The organism is Nocardia sp. NPDC060255 (assembly GCF_042727395.1).
In the GTDB taxonomy this organism is placed as follows: Bacteria; Actinomycetota; Actinomycetes; order Mycobacteriales; family Mycobacteriaceae; genus Nocardia.
In genome coordinates, this window is the sequence record NZ_JBHXAU010000006.1 from 1 (window position 1) to 17,539 (window position 17,539).

Annotated in this window: 19 protein-coding genes and 2 rRNA genes; 9 read left to right on the forward strand and 12 right to left on the reverse strand. The window is 65.2% G+C overall.

Translation table 11 applies throughout. From position 1 onward, the window contains the following. Nucleotides 1–143 (forward strand): 23S ribosomal RNA (locus ACFWF1_RS13655); the annotation flags it as partial. Between the two features lie 69 nt (nucleotides 144–212). Beyond that, nucleotides 213–329, forward strand: a 5S ribosomal RNA gene (gene rrf, locus ACFWF1_RS13660). Between the two features lie 24 nt (nucleotides 330–353). On the opposite strand, the gene mug is transcribed toward rrf, so the two are convergent. Then, on the reverse strand, nucleotides 354–899 hold the full coding sequence (mug, locus tag ACFWF1_RS13665; protein ID WP_379290034.1) for a G/U mismatch-specific DNA glycosylase: 546 nt from the start codon (nucleotides 897–899) through the stop codon (nucleotides 354–356). A gap of 323 nt (nucleotides 900–1,222) precedes the next feature. Here mug and ACFWF1_RS13670 point away from each other — a divergent pair, with 323 nt between their 5' ends. Together ACFWF1_RS13670 and ACFWF1_RS13675 are read left to right on the forward strand one after the other, a co-directional pair. Continuing rightward, the gene (locus ACFWF1_RS13670) at nucleotides 1,223–2,035 is read left to right on the forward strand and encodes a thioesterase family protein (RefSeq protein ID WP_379290036.1); all 813 of its coding nucleotides are present in this window, start codon (nucleotides 1,223–1,225) and stop codon (nucleotides 2,033–2,035) included. A gap of 246 nt (nucleotides 2,036–2,281) precedes the next feature. Continuing rightward, nucleotides 2,282–2,704: a MarR family winged helix-turn-helix transcriptional regulator gene (locus ACFWF1_RS13675; protein ID WP_379290038.1), complete on the forward strand. Its 423-nt coding sequence runs from the start codon at nucleotides 2,282–2,284 to the stop codon at nucleotides 2,702–2,704. 7 nt (nucleotides 2,705–2,711) lie between these two features. Here the strand turns inward: ACFWF1_RS13675 and ACFWF1_RS13680 are convergent, their stop codons facing one another. Then, complete coding sequence (locus ACFWF1_RS13680; RefSeq protein ID WP_379290040.1) at nucleotides 2,712–4,058, reverse strand: permease prefix domain 1-containing protein; 1,347 nt, start codon at nucleotides 4,056–4,058, stop codon at nucleotides 2,712–2,714. Then, on the reverse strand, nucleotides 4,058–4,420 hold the full coding sequence (locus tag ACFWF1_RS13685; protein WP_379290042.1) for a PadR family transcriptional regulator: 363 nt from the start codon (nucleotides 4,418–4,420) through the stop codon (nucleotides 4,058–4,060). Before ACFWF1_RS13685 ends, ACFWF1_RS13680 begins: the two co-directional genes overlap by 1 nt. 215 nt (nucleotides 4,421–4,635) lie before the next feature. Here ACFWF1_RS13685 and ACFWF1_RS13690 point away from each other — a divergent pair, with 215 nt between their 5' ends. Next, nucleotides 4,636–6,981, forward strand: a complete 2,346-nt coding sequence (locus tag ACFWF1_RS13690; RefSeq protein WP_379290044.1) for a pyruvate dehydrogenase — start codon at nucleotides 4,636–4,638, stop codon at nucleotides 6,979–6,981. Nucleotides 6,982–6,983: 2 nt separating this feature from the next. Here ACFWF1_RS13690 and ACFWF1_RS13695 read toward each other — a convergent pair whose 3' ends face one another. Together ACFWF1_RS13695 and ACFWF1_RS13700 are read right to left on the reverse strand one after the other, a co-directional pair. Then, a complete protein-coding gene (locus tag ACFWF1_RS13695; RefSeq protein WP_379290046.1) occupies nucleotides 6,984–7,958 on the reverse strand; it encodes a CorA family divalent cation transporter in 975 nt (324 codons plus the stop codon). 54 nt (nucleotides 7,959–8,012) lie between these two features. After that, entirely contained in the window at nucleotides 8,013–8,636 is a 624-nt protein-coding gene (locus tag ACFWF1_RS13700; RefSeq protein ID WP_379290048.1) for a TetR/AcrR family transcriptional regulator, read from the reverse strand. 87 nt (nucleotides 8,637–8,723) lie between these two features. Here ACFWF1_RS13700 and ACFWF1_RS13705 point away from each other — a divergent pair, with 87 nt between their 5' ends. Together ACFWF1_RS13705 and ACFWF1_RS13710 are read left to right on the forward strand one after the other, a co-directional pair. Further along, nucleotides 8,724–9,170 carry a nitroreductase/quinone reductase family protein gene (locus ACFWF1_RS13705; RefSeq protein ID WP_379290050.1) on the forward strand — a complete coding sequence of 149 codons (447 nt, stop codon included), beginning with the start codon at nucleotides 8,724–8,726 and terminating at the stop codon, nucleotides 9,168–9,170. Nucleotides 9,171–9,509: 339 nt separating this feature from the next. Continuing rightward, entirely contained in the window at nucleotides 9,510–10,595 is a 1,086-nt protein-coding gene (locus ACFWF1_RS13710; protein WP_379290052.1) for an LLM class flavin-dependent oxidoreductase, read from the forward strand. A gap of 68 nt (nucleotides 10,596–10,663) precedes the next feature. Here the strand turns inward: ACFWF1_RS13710 and ACFWF1_RS13715 are convergent, their stop codons facing one another. The 4 genes from ACFWF1_RS13715 to ACFWF1_RS13730 all read right to left on the reverse strand — a co-directional run bounded on the left by ACFWF1_RS13715 (nucleotide 10,664) and on the right by ACFWF1_RS13730 (nucleotide 13,517). Continuing rightward, on the reverse strand, nucleotides 10,664–11,602 hold the full coding sequence (locus ACFWF1_RS13715) for a hypothetical protein (RefSeq protein WP_379290054.1): 939 nt from the start codon (nucleotides 11,600–11,602) through the stop codon (nucleotides 10,664–10,666). Nucleotides 11,603–11,650: 48 nt separating this feature from the next. Beyond that, the gene (locus ACFWF1_RS13720) at nucleotides 11,651–12,319 is read right to left on the reverse strand and encodes an alpha/beta fold hydrolase (protein WP_379290056.1); all 669 of its coding nucleotides are present in this window, start codon (nucleotides 12,317–12,319) and stop codon (nucleotides 11,651–11,653) included. Nucleotides 12,320–12,396: 77 nt separating this feature from the next. Continuing rightward, nucleotides 12,397–12,834: a hypothetical protein gene (locus ACFWF1_RS13725; RefSeq protein WP_379290058.1), complete on the reverse strand. Its 438-nt coding sequence runs from the start codon at nucleotides 12,832–12,834 to the stop codon at nucleotides 12,397–12,399. Nucleotides 12,835–13,022: 188 nt separating this feature from the next. Next, nucleotides 13,023–13,517 carry a MarR family winged helix-turn-helix transcriptional regulator gene (locus ACFWF1_RS13730; protein ID WP_379290060.1) on the reverse strand — a complete coding sequence of 165 codons (495 nt, stop codon included), beginning with the start codon at nucleotides 13,515–13,517 and terminating at the stop codon, nucleotides 13,023–13,025. Nucleotides 13,518–13,579: 62 nt separating this feature from the next. Here ACFWF1_RS13730 and ACFWF1_RS13735 point away from each other — a divergent pair, with 62 nt between their 5' ends. Both ACFWF1_RS13735 and ACFWF1_RS13740 read left to right on the forward strand, forming a co-directional pair. Further along, nucleotides 13,580–14,914, forward strand: a complete 1,335-nt coding sequence (locus tag ACFWF1_RS13735) for an amidohydrolase family protein (RefSeq protein WP_379290062.1) — start codon at nucleotides 13,580–13,582, stop codon at nucleotides 14,912–14,914. A gap of 79 nt (nucleotides 14,915–14,993) precedes the next feature. Then, a complete protein-coding gene (locus ACFWF1_RS13740; RefSeq protein WP_379290064.1) occupies nucleotides 14,994–15,884 on the forward strand; it encodes a ketopantoate reductase family protein in 891 nt (296 codons plus the stop codon). Nucleotides 15,885–15,927: 43 nt separating this feature from the next. Here the strand turns inward: ACFWF1_RS13740 and ACFWF1_RS13745 are convergent, their stop codons facing one another. The 3 genes from ACFWF1_RS13745 to ACFWF1_RS13755 all read right to left on the reverse strand — a co-directional run bounded on the left by ACFWF1_RS13745 (nucleotide 15,928) and on the right by ACFWF1_RS13755 (nucleotide 17,199). Then, nucleotides 15,928–16,434 (reverse strand): O-acetyl-ADP-ribose deacetylase, encoded by a 507-nt coding sequence (locus ACFWF1_RS13745; protein WP_379290065.1) that lies wholly within the window; start codon nucleotides 16,432–16,434, stop codon nucleotides 15,928–15,930. An 81-nt stretch (nucleotides 16,435–16,515) separates the two neighbouring features. After that, on the reverse strand, nucleotides 16,516–17,022 hold the full coding sequence (locus tag ACFWF1_RS13750) for a barstar family protein (RefSeq protein WP_379290066.1): 507 nt from the start codon (nucleotides 17,020–17,022) through the stop codon (nucleotides 16,516–16,518). A 45-nt stretch (nucleotides 17,023–17,067) separates the two neighbouring features. Further along, nucleotides 17,068–17,199 carry a hypothetical protein gene (locus tag ACFWF1_RS13755; protein ID WP_379290067.1) on the reverse strand — a complete coding sequence of 44 codons (132 nt, stop codon included), beginning with the start codon at nucleotides 17,197–17,199 and terminating at the stop codon, nucleotides 17,068–17,070. Nucleotides 17,200–17,539: the final 340 nt, after the last annotated feature.

Sequence of the window (17,539 nt, forward strand, 5' to 3'; positions counted from 1 at the left end):
GCGGGAAGCCTGTTCCAAGATGAGGTTTCTCACCACCTTCGAGTGGTTAAGGCCCCCCACAGACCATGGGGTTGATAGGCCAGAACTGGAAGCCCAGTAACGGGTGTAGGTGACTGGTACTAATCGGCCGAGGACTTACCAACAAAGAAGCTACGCGTCCACTGTGCAGTATCTGAAACAACACACAATTTGTGTGGATAGTTTCATAGAGTTACGGCGGCCATAGCGGCAGGGAAACGCCCGGTCCCATTCCGAACCCGGAAGCTAAGCCTGCCAGCGCCGATGGTACTGCACTCGACAGGGTGTGGGAGAGTAGGACACCGCCGGAACATCATTCACGAAAGCCCCCCAGCTCACGCTGGGGGGCTTTCGTCGTTTCCGGGCTGTTCGCCCCTTCGATCGGGTATAGCTGCGGCTCGGCGCAGCCGTGCGAATTCTTCCGCGAGCTGTTGGGGCGGATAGTGCGCGTTGAGGCCGCTGGGGTTCGGGACCACCCATACTTGTGTTTCCCCGATGCGGAGATCTTGTGGCCCTACGGTGGCCTCTGGTCGTCCGTAGCCGGCGCGGAACGCGGTGACGCCAAGGACGGCCAGCCATTGCGGCCGCCAATTGTGTACGCGTTTCGTCAGTTCGGCGGCTCCGGCGACTAGTTCCGCACGAGTAAGCTCCGCTGCCTTGGCGGTTGGCCGACGGACCATCGTCGTCAAGCCAAGTCCCCAGGTCGGTAGCTGGTCGGCTTCGGCGGCCGCGAGCACCCGCGGCGTGAAGCCCGACCGATGCAGTGCGGGCCACCATCGACTGCTGCGCGTCGCGAAGGGTAAGCCGACGGCTGCCGACGAGAGACCGGGGTTTATACCGCAGAAGAGCACGTCCAGCTCAGGGGCCAGAATATCCTTCATCCGACTGTCCTCTCCTGCACGCGCCATCACAGACGCAAGAACAACCGGCAACCGGCTGACAATCCCGATGATAAGCAAACTGATAGGTATGCTTTCTGCGGTCTTAGGAAAGTAGAAATGCCTGTGACTCGGTCGTCCCGGAGAACCCTACTGATGACGAGAGGTGGTTTCGCCTGATGATCGCGAACGGCCGAGATCGTGTCCCAAGTCCGGAAACAGCGGCGGAGACGGAATCGACGATCGACTCCCAGCAGCCGGTCGCTCTCGGCGACGCCCCCTTCGGCCGGGCGTGCGCATTGACCGAACTGCCCTCGGATAATCCGATGCCTTCGTCCGACAATTCGACCATCGTTCGTTATCGCGGCCTCATCGATGCGATCTGGACCATCGGCAAGAAGCTGCACGGCGGCACCATGGTCGCCACCAGCGCTGCGGCCGCCACCCGCGGGTTGCGAACCGCTCATCCGGATTCGGCGGCGATGTCGCCTATGACGGCCAGCACCGATTTCCTCGGAGCGCCCGAGCCCGGCCAAGTCGAGTACGAGGTGCGCATCCGCAAGACCGGACGGCAGATCTGCCTGGTCGACGCGGATCTCGTGCAGGGTGGGCGCACCCTGGTGCACACCGCATTCACCTTCGGTCATCTCGATGACGCGCCGCCGGTCTACGTCCCCGAGAGTCATACCGATATGCCCGTTGAACCGACCACCGACGCCGTCGCCTACGGCCCGGATTCGCCCATGCGCATCGCCCACCTCAGCGCGGGCGCCGCGGTGGCCCTCGATCCGATTTGGGCTCGCTTCCTCGACGGTGCGCAGGGCAAGCCCCAGCTACGGCTGTGGATCCGCCCGCGTCCCGCCGATGAGCAGGATCCCGAGGTGGCGACGTATTTCGCGATAATGGCCGGCGATATGAGCCCGCCGGTGTCGATGAATCTGGGACGTTTCGGCTGGGCACCGACCGTCCAGCTCACCACTCATGTGCACCGCCGCCCAACACCCGGCTGGCTGCGGGTCATCGCGACAACCCCCGAGGTCGGCGAGCGGATGTTCGTCCAGGATCAGCTCGTCCTGGACGCCACCGGGGCGGTGATCGCGCAGACGCGCCAGCTCGCCCTCATTCCACTGCCGCGTTGACACGCGTCTATTCCGCGAAAATGCAGCAGAGCATGAGGAGCCGACTGATTCGGGTATCGTGCACCGAAAAGTAGTGGGTCCCAACCCGGCCGAAGGGCTTGACCATGTCGAAGCCAGGACTCGAATCGCCGCGAAACTGAACATCGACCTTGGCAATCGAGATCGCGATACCAGCGAATGGGAGAAGCCGCGCCGGAGCGTTCCAGGTTCAATCTTAACTGGGTAAGACTCGGTTATGCTCGACGGGTGGACGATGGACTCGGAGACCTGCTGCATCGCGTGGTGTTCCTACTCGGCGAAGCAACTCGGCGGCGGGTGGACAACACCGGCGGGCTGACTTATAGCCAGATACGGCTGATCGGCACGTTGGAGGAGATCGAACCGGTGACCCAGCATCAGCTGGCGCAAGCGCTTTCGGTATCCGATCCGGCGATCAGCAGGGCTCTACGCCCGCTGGAAGAAGCCGGATTCGTGCAGATCGAGATCGACCCCGAGCACAAACGACGACGACTGGTCAGGACCACCGAAGCGGGCCGCAAGGCTTTTCACGGGACCGGCAAGCCACTTGCCGACGAGCTACGCACCGCCCTGCTCGCCGCCGGCTTCCCGTACGAGCGCTACCTGCAGGATACCATCGCGCTGGCCGAGCTCCTCGAGCCGCCCCCATAGGTCGCTGTCAAGCGAAGTCGAAAATCGGTGGGAGCACGACGATTACGGCCGCGGCCCACGCGCCGTAGACCGGCAGATACTGGGTTTGCCAGCGTTCGACCTCGGCGAATCCGCGCCGGCCACGGACGAATCCGAAGCCGAGCCGCACCGACCACGCCAGATTCACCAGCAGCACCAGGTTCATGCCGAGCGCCACCGCCTTGTTCGGGGTGAAGCCGAATTCCGCGATACGTGAGGCCATTGCGGCCAGCATCACCATATCGACAGCGAGGGCGCTGATGATCAGGAGCAGTTGCAGCCGGTCGAAGGTGTCGGGCGGCACCTGCGGATCGCGCGCGGAAATCGCGTACAACAGCAATCCGAGCACTACCACGAGAATCAGGTCCATCAGAATCAGCAGCTCGCGGTCGATGTCGATGACGCTGCGGTTGGCCGCGAACGCCACCAGCAGCGCGAGCAGCATCACGACGGTGAGCGGGGTGAACACGCGCGTGAGTACCGGGGCGATGTTCTCCACCACGTTCTGCTTGGCCTCGACCAGCCAGGCCGCGACGATCACCGCACCCGCGACGCCGAACGGCGCCACCCAGTCTCCGATGACCCATTCGATATCCAGGCCGAGCGTGCGGAACGCATTGACCGTCAGTCCCATCAGCACGCCGCCGCCGAAGGCGAGCAGGGTGAGGTAGACGATCCATTCGCCGGTGAATCGGATGAAATCCATTCGGCGCCGGTCGGATCGCCAGTCCCCGCCGACGTAGGCGAGGCCGACGACGAACCACAACGCGATCGGTGCGTGGATCGCGGCGATGATCTCGGTCGATCCCTCCGGGTCGAAGGGAAAGACGTTCAGCACGATGGCGGCGAGTGCGAACGGAACCAGCAACGCGGCGGCGACGCGCGGCGTCACCTGTCGCTTCCACGCGAAATACGCAGCGAGGAACGGCAATACGAACAGACCGGCATTGCGCGCCACCGCGGCGCCGTCGAGTACCGCGAGGCCGAGCTTCAACGTCAGCGCCGCGACGACGGCCAGGGCAAGCACGACGATCAACTCACGCTTGGGGCGGACACCCCCGTCTTCGGGTTCAGCGGGCAGCAGTACCAGCTGTTTCCACAGCCGATCGGAATGTTCGCGGGCGAACTCGCGGGAGATCGAATCCACGCTGCCCATCCGTTTGACCGCGACCAGGAACGCCTCGTCGGCGGCGAGCCCGACGGCGGTCAGATCCGAAACCTGTTCGCGCAGATGGTCTTCCATTTCTTCGACGTCGGCGGCCGAGATAGCATGATGACGCTGGACGTAGCCGCGCCACTGCCCGATCTGCGACTCCAGTTCGGCATCGGTACCCATCACGCCCATCCCTTCGCCGCGGTCGGCGGCTGCTCGATGCTGCGCCAGACCTGCCCGAGTGCGTCGGCCACGACGGCCCATTGGGTGCGGCGTTCCGCGAGCGCGGCCCGGCCCGAATCGGTGATCGCATAATGTTTGCGCCGCCGCCCGGTGTCGGCGGATTGCCAGGTCGACGTCACGTGTCCCAGCCGTTCCAGCCGGTGCAGCAGTGGATAGAGCATCCCGTCGGTCCATTGCATGCGCCCGCCGGACAGCTCGTTGACCCGTTTGAGGATCGCGTAACCATAGGACTCGCCGTCGGCGAGTATCCCGAGCACCAGCGGCGTTGCGGCCGCGGCTACCAAGTCTTTGTCGATATGCATCGGACTCCGATACCTAGATGTGCTAGGTATCGACGGTAGCAGAAACGCTGGTGGTAGCGGGTCAGGATGGTCCCGCGTGCCGCCACGCCCCCGGAATTCCGGCGAGGCGAGCGGACGGCGAATGGCAAGATCGAGTGCAACGCCGTCGTTCGATCGATGGCCGAACCAGGCACGGACGCATCCGACCACCCGGATTCCCTTCGAGGAGCAAGCCGATGACCGACCTCACCGCGCCGAACTACCAGCACAGCGCTGCCGCAGTCGATCTCGGCGCCCTGTCGGAGATCGAGCGCCGCACGCGCTGGCTGGCAGTGGCGATGATTCATCACGCAAACCGGGTGCGGCCGAACCCTTCCGGACTGAAGGTTGGCGGTCACCAGGCGTCGTGTGCGTCGATGACCACGATTATGACCTCGCTGTGGTTTACCGCCTTGCGATCCGGCGACCGGGTCTCGGTCAAACCGCACGCCTCGCCGGTCCTGCATGCCATCAACTATCTGCTCGGCGAATTGGACGAGTCGTACCTGACCACCCTGCGGCAATTCGGCGGCCTGCAGTCCTATCCCAGCCGATCCAAGGACCCCGATCCGGTCGACTACTCCACCGGATCGGTCGGGATCGGTGCGACGGCCCCGATCTGGGGCGCGATCGCCCGCCGCTATCTCAACTCCGCGCTGGATGTCGATACCGGCAGCGGTCGGCAGTACTCCCTGGTCGGCGACGCGGAACTGGACGAAGGCGCGGTGTGGGAGGCCATCGTCGATCCCGGCAACGCCGAACTCGGTGAGATCGTGTGGATCGTCGATCTGAACCGCCAGTCCCTGGACCGGGTGGTGCCCAATATCGCGGCGGGCCGGCTGGAGGCGATGTTCGCCGCGGCGGGCTGGCAGGTGCTCACCGCCAAGTTCGGGCATCTGCTGGAATCGTTGTTCACCCGGCCGGGCGGTCCGGCATTGCGCACCCGGGTCCTGGAGATGCCCAACCCCGAGTATCAACGGCTGCTGCGCTGCGATGCCGACGAGCTCCGGCGCAGGCTGCCCGGTACCGGTGCCGACCACGCGCAATTGGCGGAATTGATTGCCGGACTGGATGATTCGACGCTGTTAGCCGCGATTCGCAACCTCGGCGGGCATGACATGCAGGCATTGATCGATGCCTATGCGCAGATCGATGACACCCGCCCGACGGTGATCATCGCCTACACCATCAAAGGCTATGGCCTGCCGACGCAGGGCCACCCGCAGAACCATTCGTCGCTGCTGTCGGTGGCCGAGTACGAGTCCCTGGCCGCGGAGCTGGGCCGGGATCCGCAGCAACCGTGGGAACGGCTCGCCGACGACAGCCCCGCCGCCCGGCTGTGCGCGGATACCGCAGCGCGGCTGCGTCGCGACCCCGTCCGCCCGGCCGAACCACCCACTGTGTCAGGGGATTTCGGCCGCACGCCGAAAGGTACCACCACCACCCAGGCGGCCCTGGGCCGCACGCTGCTCGATCTGACCCGCGCGGCCCCGGAACTGGCACGGCGCGTGATCACCGTCAGCCCCGACGTCAGCTCCACCACGAATCTGGCGGGCTGGATCAACAAGGTCGGCGTCTGGTCGACCGCCGAGCGGCACGACTGGTTCGCCGACGACGCCGAAACGCTGATGCGGTGGCACGAGCAGCCCACCGGCCAGCACATGGAACTCGGTATCGCCGAAACGAATCTGGTCGGACTCATCAGCGAACTCGGCGCGACCTGGAGCAGGTGGGGGCAGCCGCTGTTCCCGATCGGCGTGCTCTACGACCCGTTCGTCGAACGCGCGCTGGAGCCGTGGACCTACGGCATCTACGCGGGCGGTCAGTCCATTCTGATCGGGACCCCGTCCGGTGTCACCCTCGCCGCCGAAGGCGGTGCCCACCAATCGATTACGACGCCGTCGATCGGAATCGAGACCCCCGGCCTGATCTGCTATGAGCCCGCGTTCGCCATCGATGTGGAATGGACCCTGCTGGCCAGCATCGCGCGGCTGGGCCGACCGGACGGAACCTCGGCGTATCTGCGGCTGTCGACCAGACCGGTCGACCAGCAACTCGCCGAGGTGCCCGCCGATCCCGCCGCAAGGGAACGCCGTCGCAAACAGGTTGTCGCGGGAGGGTATCCGCTGCGCCGACGCGACGGTGCGGTGGTGACCATCGTTGCGATGGGTGCCGTCGTGACCGAGGCGGCGGCGGTCGCCGAGCGTCTCGATTCGGCCGGCGTGGTGGCCGACGTCGTCTGCGTCACCAGCCCCGGGTTGCTCTTCGAGGCGATGCAGGCCAGGCAAGGTCGCGGCCACGGCGACAGCTGGATCCTGGATCAGCTGTTCCCGGCAAGTCGGGCCACACCGATGGTGACCGTCCTGGACGGCCACCCGCACACGTTGTCTTTCCTGTCCGGGATCAACCGGGTGCATCACATCGATCTCGGTGTGACGCGCTATGGGCAGGTCGGATCCCTCGACGAGGTGTATCGCTACCACGGCCTCGACACCGACAGCATCGTCGCCGCCGCCCTCGACGTCCTCGGCACCGCCGGGTGAGGTCAGAGCCATCCTTTGCGGCGGAACAGGATATGCACCAGGGTGGCGAGGGTGATCATCAGCGCGAGGGCGGCAGGGTAGCCGTAGGTCCACGAAAGTTCGGGCATGCCTTCGAAATTCATGCCGTAGATACCGGCGACCAGGGTGGGGGCGGCGGCGGTGGCGACCCAGGCGGAGATCTTGCGCATGTCTTCGTTCTGGCGGATGCCGACCTGGGTGAGGTTGGCGTTGAGGACGCCGTCGAGTAGTTCGCGGCGGGCGCGGACGCGGTTGTCGATGTAGCGGAAGTGACGGTCGATTTCGTGTAGTGCTTGCTCGCCGATGTTGGCGCTGTACGGATCGTCGGCGATCCAGGCGGGCAGGCGACGGCGGACCAAGCGTTCGAGGGGCTCGTCGACGAGTGGGGCCGTGGTTTGCTCGCATTCCATCAGCAGGCGTCGTAGGCGGTAGATCTGTTCGACCGGGTTTGCCCGACCAGTGGAAAAGACCTCGGCCTCAACCTGTTTGATCTCGCGGTCGAGGTGGTCGAGCAGGGTCAGGTAGCCGTCGATGATGTAGTCGAGGACGACGCGAAATGCGGCGAGCGGCCCGTCGGCGAGGTCGGTGTGGGTTCCCGGCGTGGGTGGGGGAGTGAGGTCGGTGCCGACGGTCACCAGGAAATCCCGTCCTACGGCGAGCAATACATCGGCTACGTCGATGGAGGTGTCTTCGGGGTTGAAATGCCCTGTGGTCAACGCGATGACGACGGTCTCGCCGTGGACTGCCAAGCCTGGCCGTTGCAGGTCTCGATGAGCCTTGGACAGCAGGATCGGATCCAGGCCCACCGCTTGGTGCAGTTGGGTGAGATCGTCGTCATCGAGATCCCGCACACCGATCCACGCGAATGCCCCTGGCGTCTTATGGTTGCCGTCGGAACCTGTCGCCCGGAGCTCGGGGCACAGCTGTCCGTCGAGGTAGACGGCATCATCGGTGATCATGTCGGCATTCTGCCCTGGGACCGGAATCGTCGTGCGTCCGTCCCCGGGACCGTTCTAGTGTTTGCTGTCGGGTCCCAGTACACGGTCGAGTAGATGATCGATGAGGGCGGTCGCTGATTCCGCGGTGCTGAAGCCTTGCAGCATGCCTTGGGCGATTCCGCCGGTTGCCGCGACGACGAGTAGGGCGTCCAATGCGTGTTCGGCCGAGCTCGATTCGTCCGGGAGCTGGGCGCGTCGGAGTTGATCGGTGACAAGGGTGACCACAGCTCTTGGTGCGACGTTGGTTTCCTCGGCGTTGATGCCCTGCCCGGTGATGTTCGCCCAGCCGAAGGCGCCGAGCACGAGCGTTTCTTCATGGCGCTGGTCGTCGAGAGGGAGCAGTTCCATCAGCACTGCGCGGATTGCCTCCCTGGGGGTGGCGTCGGAACCCAGTGCGTTCCACTGCCGTAGGAAGCGCGCGCCGGCATCTTCCATCACCGAGCGGTGGGTTGCCAGCAGGAACTCGTGCTTGGTGCCGAAGTAGTACTGCACCAGCCGCACCGAGAACCCGGCCTCGACGGCGACGGTTTGAAAGGTCACCGCACCCATGCCACCGCTGACGATGACGCGGCGTGTGGCATCGGTGATCTGGCGTCGCCGCTGCTCGTGATCGACCAACCGTGGCAAGAGATCCGCCACCTTCCTTCCGTGTCGACCTTTGATGTTACGTCCATACCAGGGAAGTGATATGTTCGTATCACAATAACGGCACCCGAGGAAGACGTCATGGACCCGCAGCGATACCGCCGCAGAATCAACCGGTTCAACCGACTCATCGCTGTCTTGCAGAAGGTGGGCATCGCGATGGGGCCGATGTATCTGCTCACAGCGACCGGACGACACAGCGGCCGACCACGAACGGTGCCCGTGGCCGTATGGCCGATCGCCGGTGAGCGATACATTCTCCAGGCCTATCGCAAAGCCGCTTGGGTGGCGAATGTTCGTGCCGCCCAAACGGTTACGCTCAGCCGAGGCCGCCGTTCGACCATCGTGCGTTTGATCGACCTGCCCGTCGAAGAGCGCCGGACACTACTGCGCGATCACGTCACCAACGGCCCGCCCCGACTGGGCCGCCTGCTCGTCACCACCGGCCTGGTCGATGACCCGAGCCCGGAGACCATCGCCGCCGCCGCGCACCGCATCGCCGTGTTCCGCATCGTCGATCAACCATGATCATGCTGGCGACAAGGATCCGGAACGCTCGCCCATCAGCGTAAGAAGTTCTGTGTCGCCCTCATCCATCATGGCGCTTTCTCATGAATTCCTCTGCGTCCCAACGGGTCGTGGCGGAAATCTCCCCTGTCGTGCACCCAGAGGCGGACAAGTCGACCCGGCATCATGTTCGCTCGTTTCGGGGCCGGGAGTCCTAGCTTCTTGCTATAAATCGAAACAGGATTCCTCTCGGGGGTGGCTATGGACCGGCGTGAAAGTCCGTACAAGGTTCGGCCGCGGGATGATCGGGTGCGGGTCGGGTCCTTGATCGAGCCTGTTGCTCCCGTGTGGGCGATCAAGATGAACATGCGGACCGCGAGTGTGCTCGGGGTCGATGATGTGTGGTTTTCCGACCACACCAAGTCGGCGTTTCCCGCTGCCGCGTGGAACGTTCGGTTCTCGCCGATGGCGCGCTTCGTTTCCTCGCTGGACGCGTACCTGGATCCGGCAGTCGCGCTGGCCCGTTGGGCGCGTCCGCGCGGGCCGGTGATGGGGGTCGCGGTCACCGATGTGGTCCGGCGCAGTCCGGCCGATCTGGCCCGGGCGTGGATGTCGTTGCATCATCTGTCGCGCGGCAAGGTCGTGCTGGGGATCGGGTCGGGCGAATACGAGAACACCGTCCCCTACGGACTGACGCTCGAGCCGCGCGCCGGGCGGCTGGCCGACGCGTTGACCGCGTTGCGCGCCGCGTGGTCGGCCCCTGACGAACTGCTCACTCACAAAGGGCCCTTTCACGATTGGCGTGACGCCAGATTCGGGCTGCCGCCGCTCAACGGCACGACTCCGCCGGTATGGGTGGCCGCGCAAGGCCCACGCGCGTGCCGGATCGCCGGGCAGCACGGCGACGGCTGGATGTTCATCCTCAACGACACCACCATCTCCTGGCACACCGCCGCGACCCACTTCGCGCGCGGTGCCAAGGACTCCGGGCGCGACCCGGAAACCTTGCATCGCAGCGTGCTGCTGGCCCCGCTACTGGCACCCGACCAGCGTGTCCTCGACGAACTGTGCCGCGCGCCCTTCATCCAGGCCATGGCACTGGTCATGCCGGGAGCGAGCTGGACCGCGGCCGGAGCGACGCATCCGCTCGGCGCGGACAACCCTGGCTATTCGCACGTGGATCCCGCCGTCTTCGAAGGCGAGCGCTTCGCCGAATACCGCAAGCACGTCACACCCGAGTTGGTGCGCGCCCTGATGCCGTCCGGCACCGCCGCCGACGTCGAGCGCTGGCTGGACCCCTACCTCGAAGCGGGCCTGAATCACATCCTCTTCTACGCCTTCGCCGCCGCGGTCAAACCGGCGTTGGCGGTGGCCGGACTCCGGGAACAGCGTCGGCTGATCAGCAAGCTGAAGAGACGGCGACCAGGTCCGCTCGCGGTGACGTGACGTACCGGTGTCCTGCTTGTTTGGTTTCCGCTGTGCGCGCGGCGATCTCGCAACTTGATGTCGGTTTGTCAATCGATTTCCTGGGATGACATTCGCTGCTCCAGGTACCAGAGGCGCCCGCGGGTCCAGGGCAGGGAGCGTCGGAAGCGGTCCTGGTCAGGGTGGGCTGCCAGGTAGTCGTACAGTGCCCATCCGTAGCCGAGGCAGACCGCGACGCGGTCGGCGACGGTCGCGCGGTACAGCCCCAGGTACTCCTTCCCGTAGGAATCCAGGAAGGAGAACACCACGGCCGCCACGGCACCCGGCACACCGAACACCGGCAGCACCACTGCGGCGATGGCCACGTACACCACGATCTCCATGGCTGGACGGACCCCCCTTGGCATATCGCCCTTGACGTCGGTCCTGCCCCGAGCGAGCGCGAAGGCTGCCAAGCCCGCGATCACCACCAGCGAGACCACCGCCCCGGGGATCCCCAGCACGAATGCGGCGGGCCTGCGATACAGGCCCGCCAGTCGCTGCGCGTACGACGGGCCGATCAGCCGCAGGCCCAGTCCATGCGCGTACAAAGCGGACAGGGTGCTCGGCGGTTCGGTCAGCGCCGTCGCGTTCACCACCATGATCGCCCGCGGGCGGATTACCAGGCCCGTTCGTAATGGGTTGTCCTGCAGCATCAACGGATACTTCGCGCTGGGCACCCCGCCCGCACGTGCGACCGAGGCCCACGCCGGAGTCAGCTGCGCGGCTTCCTCGGCTGTCGGTGCGCGTATCCGCGATACGAACCGGACCCGGACCGGCCGGTAGCGGGCGATGACACACCAGATCAGCCAGGCCACCGGCAGAATCCACTGCGGCCACCCCAACATTCGGTCGAGCCACCCCAGCAGCAGGGCCGTCAGCACCACCATCGGCAAGCTGACCAGCAGTTGCGCCACGACGATTACGCTGCGCGGTCGCCGCAGCCACGACAGGTCCACCGATGCGGTGGCCTCGCCATCTGTTCTCACCAGCTGATGATCCGACGAATACCCCGGCCCCGCAAGGTGATTCACCGGTCAGAGATGATCGCGAACCAGGGTCACGACGTCGGCGGGTCGGCTCAGGAACGGGCAGTGACCGCTCGGCCAGGCCACGGTGGTGCCGCAGCGTTGAGTGAAGTAGGCGACCATCTCGGGCAGGATCGCCCGGTCCTCAGTCGCCGCGATGTAGGTCGACGGGGTGTCCTTCCACGCCGCATGTGCGGGTGCGGATACGAAGATCGAAAAGGGTTCGGGGCGTAGGAGATCTATCGCTCGGTCCGCGACTTCGGTTGTGCAGTCGGCGAATAGGCCGTCGCGGGCGCCGGCCGGGTCCAGCCGGGTCAGGCCCGCGTCGTCGACGGTGAGTGGCAGCGGGGCGCCTTGGCGGCCGGTCTCCTTTTCGATCCGCTCGATCCACTGCTGAGCGTTCTCGCCGATGTCGAAGACGAAGCTCGACAGATACAGCAGATGCGAGATGCCCTTCAGGCCCGTCGCGATGACACCGCCGAAGGAGTGGGCCAGTACCACCGGCGCCTCGGCCGCCTGATCAACGAGGTCCTGGACAAGCCGGGTGCTCTCGGCGAGCGAATGCCCGGCCAGGTCCGGCACCGTGACATCGATGCCGTCGCGGCGCAGGTGCTGGGCGATCTCATCGTAGTGGGCCGGTTGTAGCCAGGCACCGTGCAAGATGATCAAGGGGCGCATGACTGTTCGTTATACCGGCAGCTGCATAACTTCTGTGTCAGTGCCTGATTCGGCCCATGCCACGCCGAAGCCTGCTGTTACGAGGCCAACTGCAGCCTTTCCCGCGTGTCCTGCTGGTTCATGCACTCGATGTACGGATTGGGATTGCCCTGCCGCTGGTCGCATGCCCACGCCGTGCTGTTCGCGGTTACCTGGACGAAGGTGTCGCCAGGTTTCTTGGGGGCGTTTTGATAGGCATCGGCGACAGCCATCGCCGTCACACACGCCGCGTTCATTCCTTCACTCGTGGCCCCTTTGGTCGTGATCGCCTTGAGGTCCAGACCGGACTTGGCGGGGCCGCAGTTCACGGTCGTCAGGGCGTACGGATACTGGGTGGCCGATGTGGTTGTCACCGAAGTGGTCGCCGCAGATGTCGTCGAGGTGGCTGCCTGGTTCGAGGAACCGCCGCATGCCGACACGCTCATGCTCAGCGCGGCAGCGGCCACGACAGCCGTGAGGCAACTGATGTACCGCATGAGATCTCCATCTGGAAAGGGGTGTGGGAACACTGAAGACGAGTTCGATGAGCACCCCTATGATGAGTCGCTCCGCCGGAACCGGGCCTAGCCTATCCGGCCCGCCCTGTAGCCATGTGCCCCCAATTCAGGTGTCATCCAACTGATTTCGCCGAACCAGCCTGGTGCTACGGATCGGAGTGGCGGGGTCAGTTCGAGTCGGATTCCTCCGTCGGCGTGCTGCCCGTGCGGTTGTCACCGGTCGATGACACCGCCTGCTCCAAGTTGGCGATCAACCGCGTCAACAGAGCCGCGAGGTGCTGAATCTCGCTCTCGTCGAAGCCGGTGAGTGCGTCCGAGTGCCCTTGTGACAACACGTTCCTGGCCTCGGGCAGTAGCGACAGCGCCCGGTCGGTGAGCGCGACCAGGCTACTGCGCCGATCGTTCGGATGCGGTGTGCGCTCGATCAAGCCATCGCGTTGCATGCGGGCCAGCAGTTCGGCCATGGCGGGCTGCCCGGCGCTGGATCGCGTGGCCAGTTCCTTTTGGGTCAGGGCGGATCCGTCGGCCAGCGTGCCGAGGACAGGGATCTGGCCTGCCGTGATGCCGAGTGCGCGCAGGCGACTGTCGTGGAGCAGGGCGAAGAGCCGAGCCGCATGGTTGATCAGCTGGGCGGGTGCCGCTTCGGGGTGCCAATCCGTCATGCCGTCCAAGATACATCGGATCCGATCTAGATTTAATATCGGATCCGATGTACTTTGCTCGCATGATCATTCGGAACGTGACAGTCATCGACGGAACCGGCGCAGCGCCGATCGAAAACGCGGAGGTCGTCGTCGCCGGCGAACGGTTCACCGAGGTCCGGCCCAGTGCGCCGAACGCGGCGCCGACCGATGGCGAGGTCATCGACGGCGGTGGTGGGTACCTGATCCCCGGATTGTGGGAAAGCCACACGCATTTGGCCGGTTACGCGGCCTCCCTGCCGGAACCGGAGCAGGTTCCCTTCGTCATCCGGGCACTGGCCGATTTCCTGGCGGCAGGGATCACGACGGTCGTCGACTTGGGCGGATCGCTGGACATCGACCGCGCTGTGCGGACGCAAGCCGATCCGGGCGAGACGGCGAAACTCTGCTACGCCGGTCCGGTGTTCACCGGGGTCGAGGGCTGGCCGCTTCAGGCACACGGCAACCCGGCCATGGCCGTTCAGGTCAGCGATCCCGACCAGGGCCGTCAGCTAGTACTCGAGCTGGCCGCGGACGTCGACTTCGTCAAATTCATCTACGACGGCGAGCCTGGGGCTCCCGACAAACTGTCCCGCCGCGCCTTGCACGTCATGGTCGAGGCCGCGCACGAGGCGGGAAAGAAAGCGCTCGTGCACATTCGCACGCACGCCGACATCGAAGACGCGGTGGCGGCCGGGGCGGACTGTGTCGAACACGCACCCTTGCCGTCGGGAGACGACGAGCTCACCGAAGCCGGGAAGCTCGCCGATCTGCTGGCGAGTTCCGGAACCTACTACTGTCCGACCCTGGTGACCTGGGAGCAGCTCGGGCACGGCGGCGACACCGGTTACCTGCAGGAACTTCTTGTCGACGGAATTATCGACGAAGTTCAGGCGCGGGCGGTGGCGGCGCGGCCGGGATTCGGGCGACCGTTCCCGCACCACCCGGCGGAGGAATCCATGACGCGTTTCCGGTACGGGATGCGAACACTGCCGATCATGCACGCGGCAGGGGTGAAAATCGTTGCGGGCAGCGACATCGCGCTGACGCTACCGTCGCCGCCGTTGGCGTTGCGGCGGGAATTGCAACTGTTCGCCAAGGCCGGGTTGTCACCCGCCGAGATCATCGTCACGGCGACCCGGCACGCCGCGGAACGGATCGCGATGCCCGGCTACACCGGGACGATCACCGCGGGTTCGGTCGCCGACGCGTTGCTACTCGACCGCGACCCGCTCGCGGATCCGAGCGCATTGTCCGACCCGGCCGGTCGCGCGGCCACGATCCGCCAGGGCAGAGTGCTGCGGCGAGGCTGGTCGCCGGAGACTGGCACTGGGAGGGCCGAGCTCGGAGTCGATGCGGCGCCCTCAGCGAGGCGCTGAAAACCTCTCGGCCACACAGCAATCGTGTCAAATGAGCCGTTGTCGGGCAGAGCCTGCGATGGAAGAGTAGAAAACAAGGATGTCCCCATCTGTCGACAAGCCTGGCCTGCGCATCGCTGTCATCGGTCCCGGCGGAATCGGCAGTACCTTCGCCTTTCAGCTCTCCCGTGCAGGCCACGACGTCACCGTCATCGCTCGCGGCACTCGACTGCGGCAGCTGCGCCGCGACGAGGCAATCGTCACGACCACCGGTGAACAAGCCGCCGTGCATGTCGCCGATGAGTTGGACGCGACTACCGCATGGGATCTCGTGCTGGTCACGGTGCTCGTTTCGGACGTCGACGCGCTGCTGCCGCGCCTCGCCGACAGCGCCGCGCACGCTGTCATGTTCATGTTCAATACATTTCGGTCTCTCGACCGCTTCCGCGACACCGTGGGCGCACAGCGTGTGGTGTTCGGTTTTCCGGCGATAGCGGCCAGCCTCGAGAATGGTCGACTGTCGTCGACCATTCTCCGTCGAGGCATACCTGCCCCCGTCTCGACTGAGCGCTGGGCAATTGTCTTCTCCGACGCCGGGATTCGCTCGGCCGTACACCCCGATATGCAGAGTTGGCTGCGTACCCACGCTGCCCTCGTCGTGCCGCTGGTGCTGACCGGACTCAGTGCACACCAGAGTGGCCGGGGTGTGCGCCGAAGCGAAGCGATAGCACTGGCTCGCGCCCTGCGCGAAGGACTGAACCTGGTGCGGCGATTGGGAAACCGACTCACGCCCAGCCCGATGGCCGTACTCGCCCGTCTTCCCGTCCCGGTACTCGCTTCGCTGCTGTGGGCCCTCGCCAGGCTCCCGGCGTTCGTCAGAATGACGTCGGTGGCGCCGAAAGGTGAACCGACGATCCTGATCGACGAAATGAACTCCGCCGCACCGCAAGGCACGTCGGCGCTGCTCGCGATCCGGCCCGGGCAAACCTAGGAATGCGCACTGCGGATCCGTGCGGTGATCGACAGTGCCGCAATCAGACTGCCGCGACGAAGGAGTCGTAGGCGTCTGAGCTGAACAGGACGAAACGCACCTCCCGCACCGCGGTGTCGGCCGCTCGCACCGTCCCGATCGCGATGCGGGCACCGTCATCCATCGGCCAGCCGAAGATGCCGGTGGAGATGGCCGGGAACGCCACCGTCTGGGCACCCAATTCGTCTGCCACCCGCAGTGATTCGCGATAGCAAGAGGCCAGCAACTCCGATCGATCGTCCTGCGCCGACCACACCGGCCCCACGGTGTGAATCACCCAGCGCGCGGCCAGCTTCCCACCTGTCGTCGCAACGGCCTGCCCGGTCGCCAGCCCCTTCCCATAATGCGACGCCCGCAGGTCACGGCACGCGTCCAAGATCGCAGGCCCCCCCTTACGATGAATGGCCCCGTCAACACCCCCGCCACCGAGCAACGACGAATTCGCCGCATTAACCACCGCATCCACATCCTGCTCGGTGATATCCCCCCGGACCAGCACGATTTCGACCATCCCCCCATTGTCACGACTCTCCTCGACGCAACAAAATCCCAACGGACATCCGGCCACATTCAACCCGCTTGCCCGGCGGAGCTAGACGATGGGGTTGAGCTGGGCTCCGGCGCGAGTCCACCTGTCGGCCAGTCGGTTACGTGCGTCGGGTTCGCAATGAAGCACTGCCCGGAACCCTCTCGGGGTAGGCGAGGCAACACCCGTTCCGGTGGAAACCAGCCCTGAGGGTTCTGCCAACTCCTCCTGAATGAAATCCAGACTTTTGATGAGGATTGCCAACGCCGCCTTCTCTTTCACCAAGACGGCATCGGCATTCCACACCGCCAGGGCGTATCCCTGCCGACCTGGCGGAAGCCATTCGTCGAGATCGGTCATGCACTCATCGAAGGCAGCCCAATTCTGTCCGAAATACGCGGGGAACCGGAATGCACCCGCGAACTCGGCAAACAGCTTCGATGTAGTGGCCATGTGCTGACCGCGGACGCGTACGACCCGATATCCCGAGTCCGCCAGGCGGGTCTCAGCGTCACCGAAGTGCGCGAGGCTGGAAGCTACGACGTCGAAGCGCAGTCCTTGGTTCGCGTCCATTCGTCCACCTCACTCGTTCGAAGGAGTAGTCCTTTGATGCCTTCCTCAGGGGTCTTCGGCTCCGAACAGTCGGTCGTAGGTTGCGACCGCGCGTCGGCGTAGTTGTTCGTCGTCCAGTCCACCGGCCTCGGCCCGTAGCTGAGGATCGGAAACGTAGTCATTGACATCGGCGAACAAGGAATCTGCGGATCATGTTTCCGCAGCTGGCAAGACTTTCAACTTCGGTGTCATTTCGACGCGCCATCCAGTCGTCACCTCACCTGCTCGCTGCGAATGTCGTTCGCTGGCTATCCTCCTCGGCCCGGGCGGCACCTCTGTGCGGACGCCGGTTTCGGCTCGGCTTGACGGATCCTACCTACTCGGCGTGCTGGTCAGCCGAGCCTGCCGCACGGCGGTCGCGATCGAGTAGGTCGCCTACCGGGACCTCACCGGAAGCGCTCGACAACCCTGAATTGCTGCACACCCTGCTCATGACGGGGCGCGCACTGCTCACCTCATCCGCCTGAAGTCTGCCGAG

Excerpts from the sequence above, each read along its gene's own strand:
- ACFWF1_RS13720 (WP_379290056.1), bottom strand. The coding sequence starts at position 12,319 with ATGCGCCCCTTGATCATCTTGCACGGTGCCTGGCTACAACCGGCCCAC.
- ACFWF1_RS13735 (WP_379290062.1), top strand. The coding sequence starts at position 13,580 with ATGATCATTCGGAACGTGACAGTCATCGACGGAACCGGCGCAGCGCCG.
- ACFWF1_RS13710 (WP_379290052.1), top strand. The coding sequence starts at position 9,510 with ATGAACATGCGGACCGCGAGTGTGCTCGGGGTCGATGATGTGTGGTTT.
- ACFWF1_RS13725 (WP_379290058.1), bottom strand. The coding sequence starts at position 12,834 with ATGCGGTACATCAGTTGCCTCACGGCTGTCGTGGCCGCTGCCGCGCTG.
- ACFWF1_RS13750 (WP_379290066.1), bottom strand. The coding sequence starts at position 17,022 with ATGGACGCGAACCAAGGACTGCGCTTCGACGTCGTAGCTTCCAGCCTC.
- ACFWF1_RS13690 (WP_379290044.1), top strand. The coding sequence starts at position 4,636 with ATGACCGACCTCACCGCGCCGAACTACCAGCACAGCGCTGCCGCAGTC.
- ACFWF1_RS13680 (WP_379290040.1), bottom strand. The coding sequence starts at position 4,058 with ATGGGTACCGATGCCGAACTGGAGTCGCAGATCGGGCAGTGGCGCGGC.
- ACFWF1_RS13730 (WP_379290060.1), bottom strand. The coding sequence starts at position 13,517 with ATGACGGATTGGCACCCCGAAGCGGCACCCGCCCAGCTGATCAACCAT.
- ACFWF1_RS13670 (WP_379290036.1), top strand. The coding sequence starts at position 1,223 with ATGCCTTCGTCCGACAATTCGACCATCGTTCGTTATCGCGGCCTCATC.
- mug (WP_379290034.1), bottom strand. The coding sequence starts at position 899 with ATGAAGGATATTCTGGCCCCTGAGCTGGACGTGCTCTTCTGCGGTATA.
- ACFWF1_RS13685 (WP_379290042.1), bottom strand. The coding sequence starts at position 4,420 with ATGCATATCGACAAAGACTTGGTAGCCGCGGCCGCAACGCCGCTGGTG.
- ACFWF1_RS13740 (WP_379290064.1), top strand. The coding sequence starts at position 14,994 with ATGTCCCCATCTGTCGACAAGCCTGGCCTGCGCATCGCTGTCATCGGT.
- ACFWF1_RS13745 (WP_379290065.1), bottom strand. The coding sequence starts at position 16,434 with ATGGTCGAAATCGTGCTGGTCCGGGGGGATATCACCGAGCAGGATGTG.
- ACFWF1_RS13695 (WP_379290046.1), bottom strand. The coding sequence starts at position 7,958 with ATGATCACCGATGATGCCGTCTACCTCGACGGACAGCTGTGCCCCGAG.
- ACFWF1_RS13705 (WP_379290050.1), top strand. The coding sequence starts at position 8,724 with ATGGACCCGCAGCGATACCGCCGCAGAATCAACCGGTTCAACCGACTC.